The sequence below is a fragment of the Candidatus Accumulibacter aalborgensis genome, from assembly GCF_900089955.1.
Lineage (GTDB): Bacteria > Pseudomonadota > Gammaproteobacteria > Burkholderiales > Rhodocyclaceae > Accumulibacter > Accumulibacter aalborgensis.
Window position 1 is genome coordinate 52,465 of record NZ_FLQX01000162.1, and the last position, 19,324, is coordinate 71,788.

The 19,324-nt window shown below is 62.0% G+C and carries 16 protein-coding genes and 2 pseudogenes; 7 read left to right on the plus strand and 11 right to left on the minus strand.

The window, feature by feature from the left end; all coding sequences use genetic code 11:
• From ACCAA_RS20720 to ACCAA_RS20730, 3 genes are read right to left on the minus strand one after another with little or no spacing between them, the layout of a single operon-like run.
• Window positions 1-798, minus strand: coding sequence for an ABC transporter ATP-binding protein (locus tag ACCAA_RS20720; protein ID WP_186409145.1), 798 nt, complete (start codon window positions 796-798; stop codon window positions 1-3).
• Window positions 795-1,910, minus strand: a complete 1,116-nt coding sequence (locus tag ACCAA_RS20725) for an MlaE family ABC transporter permease (RefSeq protein ID WP_186409146.1) — start codon at window positions 1,908-1,910, stop codon at window positions 795-797. Before ACCAA_RS20725 ends, ACCAA_RS20720 begins: the two co-directional genes overlap by 4 nt.
• 7 nt (window positions 1,911-1,917) lie before the next feature.
• Window positions 1,918-3,429, minus strand: coding sequence for a Ppx/GppA phosphatase family protein (locus ACCAA_RS20730; RefSeq protein WP_186409147.1), 1,512 nt, complete (start codon window positions 3,427-3,429; stop codon window positions 1,918-1,920).
• Between the two features lie 211 nt (window positions 3,430-3,640).
• Here ACCAA_RS20730 and ppk1 point away from each other — a divergent pair, with 211 nt between their 5' ends.
• Window positions 3,641-5,770: a polyphosphate kinase 1 gene (ppk1, locus tag ACCAA_RS20735; RefSeq protein WP_281193226.1), complete on the plus strand. Its 2,130-nt coding sequence runs from the start codon at window positions 3,641-3,643 to the stop codon at window positions 5,768-5,770.
• Between the two features lie 68 nt (window positions 5,771-5,838).
• On the opposite strand, the gene ACCAA_RS20740 is transcribed toward ppk1, so the two are convergent.
• Window positions 5,839-8,064, minus strand: coding sequence for a RelA/SpoT family protein (locus tag ACCAA_RS20740; RefSeq protein ID WP_186409148.1), 2,226 nt, complete (start codon window positions 8,062-8,064; stop codon window positions 5,839-5,841).
• A 68-nt stretch (window positions 8,065-8,132) separates the two neighbouring features.
• Here ACCAA_RS20740 and ACCAA_RS20745 point away from each other — a divergent pair, with 68 nt between their 5' ends.
• Window positions 8,133-8,921: a M90 family metallopeptidase gene (locus ACCAA_RS20745; RefSeq protein WP_186409149.1), complete on the plus strand. Its 789-nt coding sequence runs from the start codon at window positions 8,133-8,135 to the stop codon at window positions 8,919-8,921.
• A 172-nt stretch (window positions 8,922-9,093) separates the two neighbouring features.
• Window positions 9,094-9,708 (plus strand): DUF4230 domain-containing protein, encoded by a 615-nt coding sequence (locus tag ACCAA_RS20750; RefSeq protein WP_186409150.1) that lies wholly within the window; start codon window positions 9,094-9,096, stop codon window positions 9,706-9,708.
• Between the two features lie 61 nt (window positions 9,709-9,769).
• On the opposite strand, the gene ACCAA_RS22830 is transcribed toward ACCAA_RS20750, so the two are convergent.
• On the minus strand, window positions 9,770-9,952 hold the full coding sequence (locus tag ACCAA_RS22830) for a GlgC family sugar phosphate nucleotidyltransferase (protein ID WP_483771144.1): 183 nt from the start codon (window positions 9,950-9,952) through the stop codon (window positions 9,770-9,772).
• Between ACCAA_RS22830 and ACCAA_RS22815 the strand changes: the two are divergent.
• Together ACCAA_RS22815 and ACCAA_RS20760 are read left to right on the plus strand one after the other, a co-directional pair.
• Window positions 9,938-10,018: pseudogene (locus ACCAA_RS22815) on the plus strand (addiction module toxin RelE); the annotation flags it as partial. The gene ACCAA_RS22830 and the pseudogene ACCAA_RS22815 overlap by 15 nt on opposite strands.
• Window positions 10,019-10,521: 503 nt before the next feature.
• On the plus strand, window positions 10,522-10,881 hold the full coding sequence (locus tag ACCAA_RS20760) for a type II toxin-antitoxin system HicB family antitoxin (protein ID WP_186409152.1): 360 nt from the start codon (window positions 10,522-10,524) through the stop codon (window positions 10,879-10,881).
• A 139-nt stretch (window positions 10,882-11,020) separates the two neighbouring features.
• On the opposite strand, the gene ACCAA_RS20765 is transcribed toward ACCAA_RS20760, so the two are convergent.
• Entirely contained in the window at window positions 11,021-12,256 is a 1,236-nt protein-coding gene (locus tag ACCAA_RS20765) for a glucose-1-phosphate adenylyltransferase (RefSeq protein WP_186409162.1), read from the minus strand.
• A gap of 153 nt (window positions 12,257-12,409) precedes the next feature.
• On the opposite strand from ACCAA_RS20765, the gene ACCAA_RS20770 reads away from it, so the two are divergent.
• Window positions 12,410-14,194 carry an ArnT family glycosyltransferase gene (locus tag ACCAA_RS20770; protein WP_186409153.1) on the plus strand — a complete coding sequence of 595 codons (1,785 nt, stop codon included), beginning with the start codon at window positions 12,410-12,412 and terminating at the stop codon, window positions 14,192-14,194.
• Window positions 14,195-14,203: 9 nt separating this feature from the next.
• On the opposite strand, the gene ACCAA_RS20775 is transcribed toward ACCAA_RS20770, so the two are convergent.
• The 5 genes from ACCAA_RS20775 to ACCAA_RS20795 are packed head-to-tail and all read right to left on the minus strand — an operon-like array spanning window position 14,204 to window position 18,835.
• Window positions 14,204-15,091 (minus strand): alkaline phosphatase family protein, encoded by an 888-nt coding sequence (locus ACCAA_RS20775; RefSeq protein WP_186409154.1) that lies wholly within the window; start codon window positions 15,089-15,091, stop codon window positions 14,204-14,206.
• Window positions 15,092-15,115: 24 nt separating this feature from the next.
• Window positions 15,116-16,879: an ABC transporter transmembrane domain-containing protein gene (locus ACCAA_RS20780; protein ID WP_245754713.1), complete on the minus strand. Its 1,764-nt coding sequence runs from the start codon at window positions 16,877-16,879 to the stop codon at window positions 15,116-15,118.
• A gap of 50 nt (window positions 16,880-16,929) precedes the next feature.
• Window positions 16,930-17,325 carry an MAPEG family protein gene (locus ACCAA_RS20785; protein WP_186409155.1) on the minus strand — a complete coding sequence of 132 codons (396 nt, stop codon included), beginning with the start codon at window positions 17,323-17,325 and terminating at the stop codon, window positions 16,930-16,932.
• Window positions 17,322-18,053: an RDD family protein gene (locus tag ACCAA_RS20790; RefSeq protein WP_186409156.1), complete on the minus strand. Its 732-nt coding sequence runs from the start codon at window positions 18,051-18,053 to the stop codon at window positions 17,322-17,324. Before ACCAA_RS20790 ends, ACCAA_RS20785 begins: the two co-directional genes overlap by 4 nt.
• 8 nt (window positions 18,054-18,061) lie before the next feature.
• Entirely contained in the window at window positions 18,062-18,835 is a 774-nt protein-coding gene (locus ACCAA_RS20795; protein ID WP_186409157.1) for a BPSS1780 family membrane protein, read from the minus strand.
• A gap of 195 nt (window positions 18,836-19,030) precedes the next feature.
• Between ACCAA_RS20795 and ACCAA_RS20800 the strand changes: the two are divergent.
• Window positions 19,031-19,324: pseudogene (locus ACCAA_RS20800) on the plus strand (hypothetical protein); the annotation flags it as partial.

The following is a 19,324-nucleotide window of genomic DNA, read 5'->3' on the forward strand; positions in this document are numbered from 1 at the left end:
CTAGCCTGCTCCCTGTCCGACGCCCGCCGCAGCGCGCCCGGAAGCGAAGAAATTGCGAATGAAGGGATGCTCGACAGCCAGCACTTCCTCGACCGTACCACAAGCGACGATCCGATGGTCGGCAAGCACGGCGAGGCGCGTGGCCAGACCCATCAGTGTCTCAAGATCGTGCGTCACCATGATGACCGTGAAGCCGAGTTCTTTCTGCAGCGTCTTGAGCAGTTTGACGAAGTTCTCGCTCCGATCGGGGTCGAGGCCCGCCGTCGGCTCGTCGAGAACGAGCAGTTCGGGTTCCAGAGACAGCGCCCGCGCCAGAGCCACCCGCTTGACCATGCCACCAGAGAGCTCGGCCGGCATCAGCCGGGCGTGACGCGGCTCAAGTTCGACCATGCCCAGCTTGAGCAAGACCAGATCGACGATCATCGCCTCATCGAGCATGCGCAGTTCACGCAGCGGGAAGGCAATATTGTCAAACACCGAGAGTGCCGAAAACAGCGCCCCCTGTTGAAAAAGCATGCCGAAGCGTCGGCGGACCATTCGCCGACGCTTCGGGTCGGCGTCGAGCACGGCATGCCCGAAAAGCCTGACCTCGCCCTTGCTCGGCGCCAGGAGGCCGACAATCTCGCGCAGCAGCGTCGTCTTGCCACTCCCCGAACCACCTACCAGACCGAGCATCTGGCCGCGCTCAACGGCAAGATCGATGTCGCGATGGATTACCGCGTCGTCGAACTGCGTCGATAGGCCACGAATCGCGATCACCGGCAGTGCCGTGTGCGAGGCGCCAGCCGGTTCACTCACAGGGGAACCCCGAAGTTGCGTGTCAGGATTGCAAAGACGGCATCGACGAGAATCGCGACGGTGATCGAGGTGACCACCGAGGTGGTCGTCTGCGACGAAAGGCTTTCGGTATTCGGCTTGACGCGCAGGCCAAAATGACAGGCAATGAGAGCGATCAGCACGCCGAAAACCAGACCCTTGCTCATGCCGATCCACACGTTGGCCACCGGCACCACCCGCGGCAGGGTATCGATGAAGAAGCCGTAGGACAGATCCATCTGCAGATTGGCCGACACCATGCCACCGAAAATCCCGGCTGCCGAACACCAGATGACCAGTAGCGGCATCACCACCGCCAGGGCGACGACCTTGGGCAGAACCAGGCGCAGACTTCGCGAGACGCCCATGGTGGCGAGCGCATCGATCTCCTCGGTGACGCGCATGACGCCGATTTGGGCGGTCATCGCCGAACCCGAGCGTCCGGCAACCAGGACGGCGACCAGTACCGGTCCCAGTTCGCGAACGATGCTGATGCCCAGCAGATTGACGATGAAGACGTCGGCACCAAAAGCTTGCAATTGCAGCGCCGAGAGGTAGGAGAGAACGACACCGATCAGAAAGCCGATCAACGCCGTGACCGGCAAGGCCTGGGCACCGCTCTTGTAGAGGTTGGCTGAAAACTCGCGCCAGGGGATGTCGCGCGGATGCAGACCCAGGTACACCACGTCGAGGACCATCTGACCAATCAGAGCAACCATGCCGGCGAGATGGTCGGCCGCGGCCAGGACCAAGCGGCCGGGGACCAGCAGCCAGGCAAGCTGACCCGTGGACCGGACCGAGTCACGGTCAACGGCAATCGCTTCAACACGTTCCAGGAGCAAGCGGTGGGCGGCAGAAACCGCGAGCGAGGCTGGCCAGCGCCGACCCCAGCCGCGCCAGAGGACGATTGCACCGGCGCTGTCCAGCCGCGAGATCGAGCGCAGATCCCATCCGCTGTGGTCAGCCGCCACTTCGCGCAAGCGAAGCTCGAGCCGCGAAATCGGCTGCGGCATCGTCGCCAGCGTCCAGTCACCGGAGAGCACCACCTCTATCGAGCCTGCCCGCCTGACCGTTTCGATCGTCGCCGAGGCCATCGCCGCTTCACTGCACCGCAGGCTCAACGGGTACGGGCTTGATGCGCAACTTGCTGCCGATGCGGCGCCACAGCAGTGCCTCGTCGTTCAAGGCGGCAGCGGTAATGGGGTTGGCGTCCAGCCATGGAGCGGGGATATCGATTTGAAAACCGACCGGCGACTCCTTGACCGACAATTCGGGCAAGGGCTGCTCATCACGCGCACGGTGCAGCAGCGAGGCCATTCGCAGGCAGAATACCAGGCGCCAGTTCGGGTCGCCCGCCGGCATGGAGGCCAGCTTCTGCAGCTTGCCACGCTGGCCAAGGACGAAAAGCGCCAGACGCGCCTGATCTCGTTTCGAGAAGCCCGGCATGTCAGCGTGGCTCAGGAGATACGCGCCATGCTTGTGAAACTCGCTGTGCGCCACGGAAATGCCAATCTCATGCAAGGAAACCGCCCAGCGCAGAAAGTGGACCTCGTTCTCGTGCTCGGGCGAATCGAGTTTGATTATCGCGCCAAGCAGCGCCAGTGCGGTGCGCTCGACGCGTACGACCTGTGCCTTGTCGACCTGGTAGCGACGCTTGAACTCGACGACTGTCTCGTCGCGGGTATCGTGATGCTCGAAGCGCCCAAGCAGGTCGTAGAGAACTCCGAGCGGCAAGGCGCCTTCGGAATAGGTCATCTGCTCGATTCCCAACTCGGAGAACACCGCCGACATGATCGCGGTGACGCCGGGAAGAATCGGCAGGCGTTCGCTGCGCATCCCTTTGAGATCGAGCAGTTCCGCCGACCCGGCCCGGATCATCAGTTGGCGTAATTTCGCCAGCCCCTCCCGGCTGATGCCGGTGCCCCCGTCTGGATTCAACTCATTGATTTCGAGGATCTCGGCGATTTCCTGCGCCGAACCTGATGAACCCACCGCTTCTTGCCAACCGAAACGCTGGTAGTCGGCGGTCAGAGCCTCGATCTCACGGGCCGCCGCCACTTCGGCCGCATAGAAGCGCTTCTTGTCTACCCTGCCGTCCGGAAAGAAGCGCTGTCGATAGCTGATCCCGCCCATGAACAAGGACTCCATCAGCAACGGTTCCGCTTGTTCGCCGATGATGAACTCGGTCGAGCCGCCACCGATGTCGACCACCAGACGCCGGTGACTCGCCGGCGGCAGGGCCTTCGCTGCGCCGATGAAGATCAGTCGGGCCTCTTCGCGACCACCGATGATCTCGATCGGAAAACCCAGTGCAGCCTCGGCCTGGGGAAGAACGATGTGCGCGTTGCGCGCCACCCGCATCGCGTCGGTGGTCACCGCGCGCACCGTTTCCGGTGCGAAGCCGCGCAAACGCTCGCCAAAACGCCGCAAGGCCTGGATCGCGCGCTGCTGCGAAGCATGATCGAGGAGTCTTTCACGGGTCAGACCAGACCCCAGACGAACGGTGTCTTTCAGCGTATCGAGCGGGTGGATCCGATCGCCAACGACGCGCCCGATCTGCAGGCGAAAGCTGTTGGAGCCGAGGTCCACACCGGCAATCAATTCGTAGCTCATGCCTCCTCGTTTTCCTCCCGTGGGCCAAAGGTGGTTGCAGACGCCTCATTCTAGCATCGCCGGGACGCTGATACTGACCCGCGCCAGACCGGTCACGCCGGCAAGTACAGAAAAATGCCAGGGCGATCGACAAGCAATCGACCGATGGATGTAATATGCTCGTCTTTGCTCGCCAACCTGCCCGATCCATCTCTTCTGACGGAACGAATCCATGACTACCGTAACCCTGACCACCGAGACCCTTCCCCACGAGGCTGCCACCGCAAGCACCGTTTTTCCACCCGAATACTTCCTGAATCGCGAGATGGGCCTGCTCGCCTTCAATCGGCGAGTGCTCTGGCAGGCCAGGAACCCGCGCACACCGCTGCTCGAGCGTTTGCGCTTTCTGTGCATCGTGAGCAGCAATCTCGACGAGTTCTTCGAGGTTCGCGAGGCCGGCATCAAGGAACAGATCAAGCTCGGATCGGTGGCCATCACAACCGATGGCAAGACCGCACGCGAAGTCTATCGTCTGGTCAGCGACGAGACGCATTCGATCGTCAAGGAGCAGTACGCGCTGCTCAACGAAGAAATTCTGCCGCTGCTCGTCGCCGAAGGCATCCGTTTCGTCAAGCGCGGCGAGTGGAACACCGCGCAGCGTGAATGGATCAATGACTTCTTTTTCCGCGAAGTCATGCCGGTGATTACCCCCATCGGCCTTGACCCTTCGCACCCTTTCCCGCGCGTGCTCAACAAGAGCCTCAATTTCGCCGTCGAGCTTGAAGGCCGGGACGCCTTCGGTCGCAGCTCAGGGGCGGCCATCGTCCAGGCGCCGCGCGTCCTGCCACGCGTCATCCGACTGCCACGCGAACTCGGCGAAGCCGAATACACCTTCGTCTTTCTGTCTTCGGTCGTGCACGAGTTTGTGCACGAATTGTTTGCCGGCATGAAGGTGCTTGGCTGCTATCAGTTTCGCGTCACGCGCAACAGCGACCTGTTCGTCGATGAGGAGGAGATCAAGAATCTGCGGGCCAAGATCCAGGGCGAGTTGCCGCAGCGCAATTTCGGCGACGCCGTCCGGCTCGAGGTCGCCAACAGTTGTTCGGAAGCGATGACCCAATTTCTGCTCGGACAGTTCAACCTCACCGAGAGCGATCTCTATCGCGTCGCCGGCCCGGTCAACCTCGTTCGACTGATGCAGGTGCCCGACTGGGTACTGCGCGGCGATCTCAAGTTCCCACCGTTCAGCCCCGGAACACCGAAGGCGCTGCAAAAATGTCACAGCGTTTTCGACAGCATCCGCGGCGGCGACATCCTCCTGCACCACCCGTACCAGAGCTTCAATCCGGTCATCGAGTTGCTTGAACAGTCGGCGATCGACCCCCATGTCGTGGCCATCAAGATGACCGTCTATCGCACCGGCACCGACTCGGTCCTGATGCAGTCGCTCCTGCGTGCGGCGCAGAACGGCAAGGAAGTAACGGTGATCGTCGAACTCATGGCCCGTTTCGACGAGGAAGCGAACATCGGCTGGGCGACCAAGCTGGAAGAAGTCGGCGCACACGTCGTCTATGGCGTCGTCGGGTACAAAACGCACGCCAAGATGCTAATGATCGTCCGCCGCGAGGACGGGAAGTCCGGCGGCAGCCTCCTGCGCCGCTATGTACACCTCGGTACCGGCAACTACCATCCGAAAACAGCCCGCCTGTACTCCGATTTCGGACTGCTGACCTGCAACGAAGAGATCGGCGCCGATACCAACGAGGTCTTCAAGCAGCTTACCGGCCTCGGTCGCGCGCAAACGCTGACCCACTTGTGGCAGGCACCGTTCACGCTGCAACCGAACGTCATCGCCGGGATTCGCGCCGAGGCTGACGCCGCGCGCGCTGGCAAGCGGTCACGAATCATTGCCAAGATGAATTCGCTGCTCGAACCGGAAACCATTTGCGCGCTCTACGAAGCTTCACAGGCCGGGGTCAAGATCGACCTCATCGTGCGCGGCGTCTGCGGCTTGCGCGCCGGGGTCAAGGATCTGTCGGAAAATATCAGTGTGCGCTCGATCATCGGCCGGCAACTCGAACACCATCGGGTGTTCTATTTCTACGCCGGTGGTGAGGAAAAGGTCTATCTCTCGAGCGCCGACTGGATGGAACGTAATTTCTTCCGGCGTATCGAGCTCGCGTTTCCGATCCTCGACCGCAAGCTCAAACGCCGGGTGATCGCCGAAGGACTGCAGATCTATCTCACCGACAACGCGCTGGCCTGGGAACTCGGGCCCGATGGCACCTACCACCAGCGGCGCGGGTCACGCAGCAGCCCGCACTCGTCGCAAGGCGAGTTGATCGAACTCCTCCAGGCTTGAGTCCCGCGGGGGGGTGGGAGGACGAGCTCCCCGCTCCCCGCCCGCCCGGCCTGGCGATGGCGCACCACTCACGCGCGACGCGCGCCAACCACGCCATCGACCTGGTGCAGCAAGGCCATCGTCCGATTGAGTTGCTCAATGGTGCCGACTTCGGCGGTGAAGCGCATATGCGCGTTGCCTTGCCTCGACTGCGTATTGACCGCGATGACGTTGATCTTCTCGCGGGCGAGAATGTCCGAAACGTCGCGCAGCAAGCCCTGACGGTCGTAGGCGTCAATCACGATGTCGGCGGCGAATATGCCGCCTGCACGCCCGCCCCAGGTCGTCTCGATCACCCGTTCCGGATGCATGGTCAGCATGTTGGTGAAGTTGCTGCAGTCGGCGCGATGGACAGAAACGCCCTTGCCTCGCGTGACAAAACCGACGATCGGATCGGGAGGAACCGGCTTGCAGCAGCCGGCGAGCTGCGTCAGCAAGCGATCGACGCCGACAATCAGGATGCCCTTCTCGGCCACATCGCTGTCCCGCCGCCGGCGCACCGGCAGTTCGCCGAGCACGCGCTCGTCGACCGGCATGTCGGTGCCGCGCACCGCCACCTGCAACTGACGCAGGTTCAGCTTGTCTCGGGCAACGGCAATGAACAGGTCATCACTGCCGGAAAAATCGAGCCTGGCCGCCAGATCGTCCAGGTTGACGCCGGCCTGCCCCATCCGTTGCAGTTCGCGGATGACCACCGCGCGCCCCTCGGCCAAGGTGTCCTCGAGTGCGAGGCTGGCGAACCATTGCCTGACTTTGAGGCGCGAACGATGCGTGTAGAGGTAGCCCAGCGCCGGGTTCAACCAGTCGCGCGACGGCCCGCCGTGCTTGGCCAGGACGATCTCGACTCGCTGCCCGGTGGTTAGCTGGGTATTGAGCGACACCAGGGCGCCGTTGACCTTGGCGCCACGGCAGCGATGCCCGATATCGGTGTGCACCCGATAGGCAAAATCGACCGGTGTCGCGCCGCGCGGCAGGTCGACGACACGCCCCTGCGGCGTCAGGATGTAGACCGTCTCGTCGAAGGCCGCCTGCTTGTAGTGCTTGACCCAGTCCGACGAATCGGCGACTTCGTCGCGCCAGGTCAGCAACTGACGGAGCCAGGCGATCTTCTCGTCGTAGCGATCTTCCGGCGTCGCCTTGCTGCCTTCCTTGTAGCGCCAGTGCGCAGCCACACCCAGCTCGGCGTGGCGATGCATCTCGCGGGTACGGATCTGTACCTCGACCGCCCGCCCGTCCGGACAGTGTACAGCCGTATGCAGCGAGCGGTAGTCGTTGCCCTTGGGGTGCGAAATATAGTCGTCGAACTCCTTGGCGATCGGTGACCATATGTGGTGAACGATGCCCAGAGCGGTGTAACAGTCCTTCACTTCGCCGACGATGACGCGCAGCGCGCGCACGTCGTAAACCTCGGAAAAGCCGACGCTCTTCTTGCGCATCTTGTTCCAGATGCTGTAGATATGCTTTGGCCGGCCGTAGATTTCGGCATCGAGCACGCCGGCGGTGGCCAGCTCTTTCTTCAGGCGGTCGACCGCGTCTACGATGAACTGCTCGCGCTCGGTTCGCTTCTCGTCTAGATGCTGGGCAATCTCCTTGTAGATCGCCGGATGCAGGAAACGGAAAGAAAGATCCTCGAGCTCCCACTTGAGTTCCCAGACGCCGAGGCGGTTGGCCAGAGGTGAATAGAGTTCCAGCGTCTCGCGCGCCACCTGGACGCGCAGCTCATCGGGCTCAGCCGCATAGTAGCGCAGGGTCTGCGTGCGCGAAGCAAGACGCAGCAAGACGACGCGGATGTCCTCGACCATCGCCAGCAGCATCTTGCGCAGCACTTCGACCTGCGCCTTCAGATCGTGCGGGTTCTTGTCGCCACCATCGACGGAATGGGCGACAAAACCGCGTGCGATGGGCCGCATGCGATTCAGCCGCGAAATGCCACCGACCAGATGGGCCACACTGGGCCCGAAATCCTTCTCGATCAGGGTCAGGCCAAGGTCCTGCAGCGCCGGAACGGCGAAGAGCAGCGCCGCCAGCCGTGAATCAGCATCGAGCTTGATCCCGGCGACGATCAACGCCATCCCAAGCGCATGACCCCAGACCGCTTCGCCGCTGCCGAGCTGGCGGTCAAGATAGATCGATCGGGCAAAGTCGACCGCCTGCCGAAGGCGATCTGTTTCGGCAGCGGCGAGACCTTCAGCAAGGGTTTGCAGCGAGTGTTCGAAGTCGCTCTGCGCGGCGACCGAGTGAATGACGGAGACCATCAGGCGATTATAAGTCCTCGGCCGGGCATCGTGCATAATGCCGGTTTGCTGCAACAGGTGAGATCAAGATGATCAGCAAGCTCCTCGGCTGGTGGCGGCGACGACTGGAGCCGGCACCGCTGCCCGATGCCCTTTGGCATGAGGTCGTTTCAGCGCTGCCTTTTCTCGTCGCGCTGAGTGACGAAGAGCAGGCCCGGCTGCGCCGTCTGGCCGAGGCTTTCCTGGCCGAGAAAGAGTTCACCACCGCCGGTGGACTTGCCCTGAGCAATGCGATCTGCCTGTCGATTGCTGTGCAGGGCTGCCTGCCGATCCTCAACCTCGGCCTCGACGCCTATCGCGGCTGGGTGGGGATCATCGTCTATCCCGACGAGTTCATCATCCCGCGCAGCGTCGAGGATGAATTCGGCATCGTGCACGAGTATCAGGAACTGGCTTCGGGCGAAGCCTGGGAAGGCGGCCCGCTGCTGATTTCCTGGCGCGACGCGCAGATGGCCGGCGACGGCTACAACGTTGTCATCCACGAGTTCGCGCACAAGCTGGACATGAACAATGGCGAAGCGAACGGCATGCCGCCGCTGCCGCCGGAAATCTCGCGTACCGACTGGCAGCGGGTGCTGGTCGCAAGTTACGATGATTTCTGCGGCCGCGTCGAGGAGGCCGAAGCCAGGGGAGAGGACACCTGCTTCGACCCCTACGCGGCGGAGAATCACGGCGAGTTCTTTGCCGTCATGAGCGAGGCATTTTTCGAGACGCCGGATATTCTTCAAGAGGAGTATCCGGATCTGTATGAAAACCTGGTCCGCTTCTACCGGCAGGATCCGGTGGCGCGGCAGTTGCCGGCAAGCGATGTGCGCTAGTGCGGCCGGTGGGCGGAAATCCCTTGCTGACGCGGGGCTTGGGAAGCGAAGGCGTGTTTTCGTGTGAAACGCGGTGGGTGCTGTTCATGCAGCCGCCGAGGCGGCGGAGTGCCCGCTTGGCCATTGACGCAATTGCGGGAGATTAGAGAGTCCCATGAACGTAGTGAGCCGAATGACATGGCTGCTGTCACTGGTCGGGGCGGCGGCTCTTGGCGTATCCGGAATGTGGCTCTTGGGGCCGCAGCTAAAGGAGCCGTTGCAAGCGCAGACTCCGCTGATAGCACTCGAAAAGATGGGGCACTTGGTATCGGTGAAAGTCAACTACGCCGATGTCATCGAGTTCACCGAAAAGCGAACTCAGGATATTCCGTGGACGGACTGGGAACTGCGCCTCGGTGGTACGAAGGTGCTTCTGGTTGCTCGGGGAGACTGCACAATCGCAACAGACCTTGGCGCTGCCAGGTACGAGTCCGTCAATGCGCAAGCCCGCAGCGTCAGCGTGATTCTGCCGTCGCCCAAGCCATTCTCGGCCCGGGTCAGTCACGAACCGCGTGAGAACGGTGGTTCGTACTTCTACGCCATCAACAGCCAGGGAATCGAACCCATCATTCCCGACTCGTCGAACCGTACGCAAGCGATCAACAATGCACTCGCGCACGCACAGCAAGAGGTCGAGCGAACGTGCACCCTGCCTGATGTGCTCTCGACGGCGAGGAAGAATGCTGAAGATGTCCTGATGGCCATATTTCGAGCCATTGGTTGGAAGGCCACACTGGTGTGGAAGTAGCAGCGCGCGCCTGGTGTGGACATACGCCGACGCGGCAGAAACGCTTACAGATAGCGAAACATCACTCGTGTGTCCGTGCACTGGCCTCTGGGCACGACGACGATTCCCAAGTCGGGACCCTGAATCGGCGACGGTCTGCCTCGGCATCGTAGCCGATGCAGTCGCCGGCCTCGATCGTGTTGTAGCGGTCGACGATGACTCTTTTTTCAGCCGAAGCCGGGGTCAGGGCTTGATGAGCAACCATTATCACTTGCTTGTGGAAACACCAGATGCGAATCTCTCCGTAGGGATGCGGCAGTTGCGCGAGGTTCCACAAGTCAGGGCACGGCCCATCCCCAAGCCACTCTCTCATTTTGCTCAACAATGCGCCGATCGGGACAGCGCCATCGTCGCTGCCTACGCAAGCGGCGGATGCGCCTTGAACGACATTGGCGATTACTTCGGCCTGGACTACTCTCGCGTGAGCAAGATAGTGCGCCTCGCAGAACATGGACCGCCAAAGGAAAAAGGAAAGACGTGACCCGCTTGTGCTTTGCCGTGTAGCGCTTGCGTTGTGATGTTGCCCGCAGTACCATTGCGTCGATGAATACTGCCACTAAGCTCCTGGTTGCCATGCGTCGCAACCCGTTGGACTGACAGATCACGCAACTTCAAACCGTAGCACGGCAGAAGGGAATCGACTGGCGACACGACGGCAGCAGCCATTGCGTCTTCGTACGAGCCGACGGCAAGACGCTACCCGTTCCTGCCCATCGTCCGATCAAGCCGATCTACGTCAAGAAGTTCCTCGAACTCGTCGATGGAGCATGAACCATGAGCAATCTAGCTGAGTACCCCTTCGAGATCCGTCCCCTCACCCCGGAGGAGGGAGGTGGATTTCTCATTTCCTACCCGGACTTCTCAGACTGCATCTCTGACGGGGACACCGTCGAGGAAGCGTTGAAGAACGGACAAGACGCACTCAAGGCGACGATCGCTGCCCTCAAGGCAAAGGCGTTGCCGGTGCCCGCTGCCAACAGCGGCGGCGTTGCGTCAGGAAAGTTCGTGGCCCGTGTTCCCAAGACTATCCATGCTCAACTAACGACTCGAGCAAAGACCGAAGGCGTTTCGCTCAATACATTGGTAGTTACCTTCATCGCCCAAGGTCTGGGCCGCAAAGAAGGCCGCGCCTAATACGCTCTAGCGGGACGAACCCCTCATGTTAGCGGACTGCCTTCATGCAACCGCTGAATTCGAACGTCAGATCTTGTGGCCGGCATTTTTTTGAATCATCTGCGCAGACCGCGAGGCATGAAGGCCTGGCTTGCTGCGCTTACAGATAGCGAAACATCACTCGTGTGTCGGTGCACTGGCCTCTGGGCACGACGACGATTCCCGAGTCGGTGACCCTGAATCGGCGACGGTCTGCCTCGGCATCGTAGCCGATGCAGTCGCCGGCCTCGATCGTGTTGTAGCGGTCGACGATGACTCTTTTCAGCCGCACTCCCTTGCGCAGCACGGCGTAATCCATGACGATGCACTCGTCGAGTTCGACATCGTCCTCCATCAGCACTTCGCTACGAACAATCGAATTGCGCAGTCGGGCGCCGTTTATCAGTCCACCGGAACTGATGATGCAATTGTCGATCTCGGCGCGGAAGAATTTCGGCGACGGACCCTGGTAGTTGCTGGAGCCGATTCTCCACTTGGGATTGAACATGTCGAACTTCGGCTCGGCACCGAGGAGGTCCTGGTGGGCCTCAAAATACGCATCGATCGTCCCCACGTCGCGCCAGTACGCGCTCTCCTCATAATCGCGTATTCCCGGGATTCTGTTCGCGCAGAAATCGTAGGCAAATACCCGTTGTGTGTTGATCAGGCGCGGCAGGAGGTCCCTGCCAAAATCCTGCTCTCCCCGCTGGTGACCGTCCCGCAGTGCCTTGCTCAGGACATCGGTGTTGAAAATGTAGTTTCCCATCGAGGCAAAGGCGCGCGTTGGATCATGCGGCATGGGGGCGGGGTCGATGGGCTTCTCGCGGAAGCCGCGGACCGCCCCGTCGGCAGCGGCGTCGATAATGCCGAATGCCGAGGCACCACCGATCGGCACCGGCAGCGCGGCGACGGTCACGTCGGCGCCGCTGCGCAAGTGGAAGGCGACCATCTGGCGAACGTCCATGCGGTAGATATGGTCGGCGCCAAAGACAACGACGAGGTCGGGAGCATGCCTCTCGATGAGCCGCAAGTTCTGATAGACGGCGTCGGCAGTCCCCTGGAACCATTCGGGGCCTTCGCGCATCTGCGGCGGAACCACGGCGATGAACTGCTCGGGAAAGATTGGCGCCAGCACCCAGGAACGGCGGATGTGTTCGATCAGCGACTGCGACTTGTACTGAACCAGCAGGTAGATGGCGAAGATCTTTGAATTGACCAGGCTGGAGAGCACGAAGTCGACGACGCGGAACCGGCCACCGAAGGGTACCGAAGGTTTGGACCGATGTTCGGTCAGCGGATGCAGACGAGAGCCTTCGCCACCGGCGAGGACCACGGCAACAATAGTCGGCGTATTCAACATGTCTTCTGTCCTCGCTGATCGATCGTAGGAAGAACGCCCACACGCTGCGCTTTGGCCAGCCTGCGGCGGACCGCAACACTCTTGCCCAGCCCACTCATTCCTGACACGCCCGTTCGAGCCACTGACTACATTAGACAGGACCATCAGAGCGTGAGCAAGTTCTTCCCGCTGGCGAAAGACGCAGGCGCTCATTTCTGGCATGATGCGCCTGATAAAAACGGCCATCACAATCTATGCCCAATGGGTACTTGTCAAGAAGAGCGGACAGATCGTCTGCTGAATAGGGAAACCATGGCGGTGGCCGTCGCCGGCTTGCTGTTGTTCACTGTGGGTCTATGGGATCAGGAATTCACGGGTTTCGAGACTCGTTTCGCGGTCTTCGCCCGGGAAATGCTGCGCCTCGGGCTATCAATCTTCCCTAAAACCTACGGCGAACCTTATCCGGATTACCCAGCCACGTCGACGCTGTTGATCTGGTTGAGTTCTCTTCCTTTCGGTGCCGTGAACAGATTCACGGCCACCCTTCCCACGGCTATCGCCAGCGCACTCAACCTGGCCCTCACCTATCGCTTGCTGTGCTACGTTTCGCGGCAATGGGCGTTCATTGCGGTGTGTTTTGAGCTGCTGACCGCAACCTTTCTCGTCGAAGCGCGCGCCATTTCCCTTGATCAGATGCTGGCGACCATCACGCTGGCGTGTTTTGTGCTGGCCTATCGCCGAGACCACCAGGCCACCACGGCGCAACGGCCCGTTCTGTGGATTTTCATTCTGCTCGTCGTCGGTTTTTCCATTCGCGGCCCCATGGGCATCGTCATCCCCGTCGGTGTGCTGTGCAGTTACTACGCCACCACCAATCAATGGCGCACCGTCTTCAAAATCGGTTTGCCCGCTTTGGCATTGTTGATCGCCTGCTGGTTTTCCATGTTGTTTCTCGCCAGAATGGAGGGTGGCGAAGCGTTCGTCGCCGACGTGATCCGCATGCAGGTGACCGGACGCCTCAGCGGCGGCGAAGGCATGCCGGCACGTACTTATTATCTGGTCAACGGTCTAGGCGCCTTTGCGCTCAGTCTTCCGGTAGCGATGATGGTGATCGTCCCGGTGCTGCTCGCGGCGTTTCCCGGTCTCCGGATTCCGTATCTGAAAAAAGAAAATTCGGCGTCCTGGGAGCCAAGCTTGCGGATGGCCACCTTGCTGGTTGCCTGGTTGCTCGTTGTCTTGATTGGCCTGTCAATCCCGGAAGCGAAAAAAGCGCGTTACTTGCTGCCGGCAGTACCCGCAATGGCCGCGCTGGCCGCTTACGTCTTTATCGCTCAGGGCAATAGATACCTGTCCGCAATTCATCAAGTGCTGCAGAAATTATTGCTTATACTGCCGACGGTTTGTGGTGCACTGGTTCTTCTTGCTGAGGGCTATCTCAAACAGCATCATCCGCAGATCGCCCTCCACTCTTCCGTGCTGTTGATCCTGTTGGCCGCTTGCCAGCTCCAGCAACTTCTTGCCCTGCGGGCCCGGCCAGCAGCGCAGCGCGACAGAATGATCGTTGCCGTAGCGGTGACCGCTTTCTGGCTGACCAACGTTCTCTTGCGCGAGCCTGCCGAAATCCAGTTACATTCAGCGCGGCCTTTTGTTCAGGCCGTTGAACGACTGCGCGCTGAAAATCCGGCACCGCTGGTCATGTACGGCATCGGCCGGGACAGCCTGGCGATTGCCTATCACGTCAATGTGGACGGGGAATTCCAGCCGCAATTCATCGACAGGCCAGCGCAATTGGCCGAATTGAGCTATCCGGTCTACCTGTTGATCAGTGCTCGGAACATGGCTGCCATGGCCGGCGAGAACGCCACACAGCCTAAGCCGAGGTGGCCGGCGCCAGTTGGCCATGGTCTGCTCCGCGAAAGCGAATACAGCGTCTACTATCTAGAGCATTCTCCGTGAACAGGCCAACTACCGTCGACGCCAGATGCCACCGATCGGCCGCGCCTTGGCGTCCTCGGTCGACATCGGGGTGAGGTCGAAGATCGCTTCTATCGTCCGCAGGAGGTCATAGTGGTCATATCGGGTCTTGACCTCAGCAGGCATGACGTCATCTCCCCACAGCACGGTATAGACTCGGTTGCGGTTACCCCAAAGGTAAGGCCATTTCCGGTCGCTCTCATCGAAAGTGACAATCAGAAGCACGTCACGCCTGAACTCGGCATCGTGGATCAGGTCGGAGAAATTCCTTTCCAGCCAGGCATCCGCATCACGCAGTGGTTTATCGTGCGCATCATGGTTGAGATCGGGAATGACCAGCGAGAAGCTGGGCAGACTGTGCGTCCGGGCGGCAACACCGAACTGGTCAAAGCCGGTGATGTGCTGGCGACAGAACTCCTTGTTGTCCTGCACGTCGGCAAAGCTCAGGAAAGGCACGTGCTTGCGGACGTACGGCCCGATCGCCGTGCTCAGGTCGCAGGTTCCGGCTGGATAGCCTTCGGCATAGGTCATCCACGATCGCAGCCTCTGTCCCAGGTGAGCGCGATCGAGACGAACGGGCGAATTGTCGTCAACGCCTGCGCTGCTGCCGGAAACCAGCGCGATGTAGTTGGGTTGTGAATGCTCGGCGATGGCATGGTAGTTGGCGAGATAAGCGCCCGATGCAGCGAGAAGACCGAGAAATTTTTCTCCGCGCGCCTTGTCTGCACTGGTGTTCTCGAGAACGACGAGAACCACCTTGGTCGCGCTGGGCTTCACAAAGGACCCCGGCTCGTCACCGACAACAGCCATGGAGGTGACGACGACCGAGGCCACCAGAATCAGTAGCGCAGACGCGCTCAACAGTAACTTCCTCGCCATGCTTGCCTCTTCCTTCCGTAGTATTCAGGCGCTGAACTGCAGCGCTGCCAGGCGGGCGTACAAGCCGCCGCGGTCGACCAGTTCCGCGTGGGTGCCGACATCGATCACCTGCCCGTGGTCGATGACGATGATCCGGTCGGCACGTTGCACAGTAGCCAGCCGATGGGCAATGACGATCGTCGTGCGGCCGCCCATGGCCGCTTCCAGCGCCGCCTGCACGACGCGCTCGCTTTCCGCGTCGAGGCTGCTGGTCGCCTCGTCGAGCAGCAGCAGTGGCGCATTCTTCAGGATCGCGCGGGCGATGGCCAGGCGCTGGCGCTGGCCGCCGGACAAGCGGACGCCGCGCTCGCCGACGAAGGTGGCGTAACCGTCGGGCAGACGCAGAACGAATTCGTCGACGAAGGCCGCCCTCGCCGCCGACCTCAACTCGTCATCGGACGCATGCGGTTTGCCATAGCGGATGTTGTCGGCAATGGTGCCAGAGAAGACCACCGCCTCCTGCTGGACGACCGCGATACGCGCGCGCAGTTCGGCCAGGCACGGACGCCGCAGGTCGAGGCCGTCGATCCTGATGGCGCCGTCGGTGACATCGTAAAAGCGCTGCAGCAACTGAAACACGGTCGTCTTGCCGGCCCCCGACGGGCCGACGAGCGCCACGGTCTGCCCGGCCTCGATGGTGAAAGCAAGCCCCTGCAGCACCGGCTGTGCTGGTCGCGACGGGTAGGCAAAACCAACGCCGGCGAAAACCACCTGCAGGCCGCCGGCAGCCACCGGCAGGGCAACCGGCAGCGCCGGCTCTTCGATCGGCGAACGTGCGCCGAGTAGCTCCATCAGCCTCTCGGTCGCCCCAGAAGCCCGCAGCAGGTCGCCCCACACCTCGGCCAGCACCGCTACGCTACCGGCGACGACCATCACGTAGAGCGCCGTCTGGCTCAACTGGCCAGCCGTGACCTCGCCGGCCAGCACCGCCTGCACGCCGCCATACAGGCCGTAGAGCAGCGAGCCGAAAACGCCGATGATGACGAAGGCGGTCAGCGCCGAACGGGTGCCCGTGCGGCGGATCGAGGTGGCGAACGCCCGCTCGTTGGCAAGCGAAAAGCGGGCCGCTTCGGCGTTCTCCTGTGTGTAGCTCTGGACTACCGGAATGACGTTGAGAATCTCACCGGCTATGCCGCTGGTATCAGCAATGCGATCCTGGCTGGCGCGCGACAACTTGCGCACACGACGACCGATGAGTGCTGCCGGCAGTACGACGAGGACGACGACGCCGGCGACCGTGAGTATCAGCCGCGGAGTGGTGGTCACCAGCATGGTCAGCCCGCCGGCCAACAGCACCAGATTGCGCAGGCCCATGCTGACGCTCGAACCGACGGCGCTGTGGATCACAGTGGTATCGGTGGTCAGACGCGAAAGCACCTCGCCGGTCTTCAGCGTCTCGAAGAACTGCGGGCTCTGGCGCAGCACGTGCGCGTAGACGGCCTGGCGCAGATCGGTGGTCACCCGCTCGCCGATCCAGCTCACCATATAGAAGCGCGCGGCGGTGGCCAGGCCAAGGACGACCACAACGCCGAACAGGAGCAGAAAGTATTCGCGGATCGACGCCAACCGCTGACCCAGCGCGGCGCCGACTGGCGCGGCGAGTCCCCCGTCGACGAGCAGTTTCACGGCGTACGGCAAAGCCAGCGTCGCCGCCGCGGCGAACAGCAGAAAAAGTATCGCCAGCGCAATCTGCACGCGGTACGGCGCCAGGTACGGCAGCAGGGCGCGCAGAGGCCGCAGCTTCGGCAACCGCCCGCTGTCGTCGCCGACGGCCGGCCGACCAGAGGCGTGGGAATTCCTCAGCCGAGCACTCCGTGCACAACGCCCCAGGCGCCACCTAGCCCAAGCGCCGCGAAGCTGAGCATCGAAACGAGGAAGCCGCTGCCGCGTGTCTTTGGATCGCGCGCATACGAAAACGCATACCACACGCGACCGGCCAACCACAGGCCACCGAGCGCCGTCGCCCAGAGGCTCGACACGTTGAGCGCGAAAACCCACAGCACCGGCAGGAAAGCGACGGCGTTCTCGAGGGTGTTCATCTGGATCCGATAGGCGACCTCGAACTGCGGGTGGCCAGTGGTCGCTGGCGCCTTGATGTCGAACCTGACGCGACAACGACCGACATAGGCGGCGCAGGCGAAGAGCAGCAGCGAGGTGGCGAGGGTAATCAGCGTGGGTCCCGAGTGGGCGTTCATGGTTTTGCTCCGAGCAGGAAATTGGCGATGCGCAGCAGGCGCTGCTGCGCGGCCGTGCCGTCGAGACCCGCGGTCAGCGGGCCGGCAGCGGCGGCCACCTCGGCGGCGCGCTCGGGCGTCAGCAGCCAAGCGCGCTGGCTGAACTCGATGATCGCGACCTGCTCTTCTTGCGTCAAGGGAAAGGGCGGCCGCTCGCTGGCAAGCTCCCGGCCAGCTTCGCCAGCCACCTTCCTGCCCTGGTCGGCGCCCTTGCGCGTGGCGCCGTCGATATAGACCACCAGCGTGCCGGCGGCCAGGTCGCCCAGCCGTTTGCCCTCGGCATTGAGCAGGCTGGCAACGAAGCCGGCGGCGTAGAACAGCGGCAGGAAGTCCACCGCGCGCAGCATGTTGCGAATGAACGCCGCACTCCAACCGACGGGCCGCCCGTCATCATGAACCACCGCCAGGCCGCAGGCCTTCTTGCCCGGCGTCTGGCCATTCCGGTAGACCTCGAAGACGACAGGATAGAACCACTCGAGCAGGAAGGCTCCCACCAGGAGCAGGCCAAACCCGAAGTCGCCGATCGCCGAGGCCAGCATCGCCAGCAACAGCCAGAGCGCAAAGCGGATCAGAAAGTCGAGGAACCAGGCGCGAGCACGCGAGACAGGCCCGGCCATCCGCAGATCGATCTCGCAGCCCTCTGGCGTCGCGATACGGCGGACGGTGTCCAGGGGCAGCGAGGCGTTCATTGCGCTGTTCACTCGTCGAAGAACAGGTCCCGATAACACGCGTAGAGCGAAGCATAGAGCACCGGCAGCAGTACCAGCCAGCCGAGCAGGAGCGGCAAGCTGGCAACGATCGACGCCAGCAGGACCAGCAAACCATAGACCAGGAAGGGCGCAGAGTTGCGCAATGAGACGACGAAACTGGTCTTGATGGCCTGAAACGCCGAGACTTGGTGAAATACGACCAGCGGTGGCGCCAGCCATACGGCCATGGCCAGCGCGACGAAGACGACGATCATTACCACGGCGCCGACGATGATCATCAGCGAGACGGTACCCTCGGCGCCACCACTGCCAAGAGCACCGACAGCACCGACGGCGACGACTATGCCGAAGCCGGCAACGACCACCAGTATCGCCAGCAGGTAGAGCAAGCCGACCAGCAGCAGGCCGCCGAGTTGGTGCGAGAAGCCGGCAAACAGGTGCTCGAAGCGGATCCCCCCGCCGTCCTCAATGGCCCGGCAGCCGATGGCGATGCCGCCGATGAACACCGGGATCAGCAGGTTCACGGCAAGGTTCACCACCGGGATGATGCTGACGACCATCATCAAGGCGACGAAGGCCACGCTGATACCGATCCACGTTCCCGGCGCCGTACGGAACATCTCCCAGCCTCGCAACAGCCACTGGTAGCCATTGCCGGCCGGCACGCGCCGCCCTTCCGGGATGAAGCTTCCCATGAAGTTTTCCACGTGGTCATACACCCGCGCGACGGGCGCCTTGAACGGATTGCTTTCGCTACGCATTGTTTTCCCCCTCAGGTGGTCCGAAATGCCGGAAACGTCTGACGTTGCGCCGCCGTTGATTCGGCGGTCGGCGACGCGGCGCATACTATAGCGCGCCGGCGTGCTTTCTGGCTCCATTGGGACGAGTTGAGGCGGCGTCCGACGCCTGAGGGACTATCGTATGCCGAATGGTGGGCGGCGGCAACGCTCTCCCGCGTGTCCCTGTTTCAGCAACTACCCTTGCTGGACAAGCTGCTGCACCAGTTGCAGACCATTCGCGACGCCATCGCGGCGCTGCGTGAATACGTGGCGAGGAAGTCGCGCGAGCAGAAGGAAACCGAGCGCCTTCTGGCCAGCTCGCCGAGCCTGCGCAGGCGGTTCAATCACCGGCAATCGACGCTTCTGAACCATGCCTTGCGTCACACCGGCAAGGCCTATCGGGTCGATGTTGGACGCGCCGAGGACGGCGACGAAGACGCTGGACGATCGAATTTCGCCCGTTTGGCCGTC

Bases quoted from the DNA above. Each gene is read 5' to 3' on its own strand.
- ACCAA_RS20725 (WP_186409146.1), bottom strand. From the start codon at position 1,910: ATGGCCTCGGCGACGATCGAAACGGTCAGGCGGGCAGGCTCGATAGAG.
- ACCAA_RS20790 (WP_186409156.1), bottom strand. From the start codon at position 18,053: ATGAACGCCTCGCTGCCCCTGGACACCGTCCGCCGTATCGCGACGCCA.
- ACCAA_RS20775 (WP_186409154.1), bottom strand. From the start codon at position 15,091: ATGGCGAGGAAGTTACTGTTGAGCGCGTCTGCGCTACTGATTCTGGTG.
- ACCAA_RS20740 (WP_186409148.1), bottom strand. From the start codon at position 8,064: ATGGTCTCCGTCATTCACTCGGTCGCCGCGCAGAGCGACTTCGAACAC.
- ppk1 (WP_281193226.1), top strand. From the start codon at position 3,641: ATGACTACCGTAACCCTGACCACCGAGACCCTTCCCCACGAGGCTGCC.
- ACCAA_RS20795 (WP_186409157.1), bottom strand. From the start codon at position 18,835: ATGCGTAGCGAAAGCAATCCGTTCAAGGCGCCCGTCGCGCGGGTGTAT.
- ACCAA_RS20760 (WP_186409152.1), top strand. From the start codon at position 10,522: ATGAGCAATCTAGCTGAGTACCCCTTCGAGATCCGTCCCCTCACCCCG.
- ACCAA_RS22830 (WP_483771144.1), bottom strand. From the start codon at position 9,952: ATGGTTGCTCATCAAGCCCTGACCCCGGCTTCGGCTGAAAAAAGAGTC.
- ACCAA_RS20750 (WP_186409150.1), top strand. From the start codon at position 9,094: ATGACATGGCTGCTGTCACTGGTCGGGGCGGCGGCTCTTGGCGTATCC.
- ACCAA_RS20730 (WP_186409147.1), bottom strand. From the start codon at position 3,429: ATGAGCTACGAATTGATTGCCGGTGTGGACCTCGGCTCCAACAGCTTT.
- ACCAA_RS20745 (WP_186409149.1), top strand. From the start codon at position 8,133: ATGATCAGCAAGCTCCTCGGCTGGTGGCGGCGACGACTGGAGCCGGCA.
- ACCAA_RS20785 (WP_186409155.1), bottom strand. From the start codon at position 17,325: ATGAACGCCCACTCGGGACCCACGCTGATTACCCTCGCCACCTCGCTG.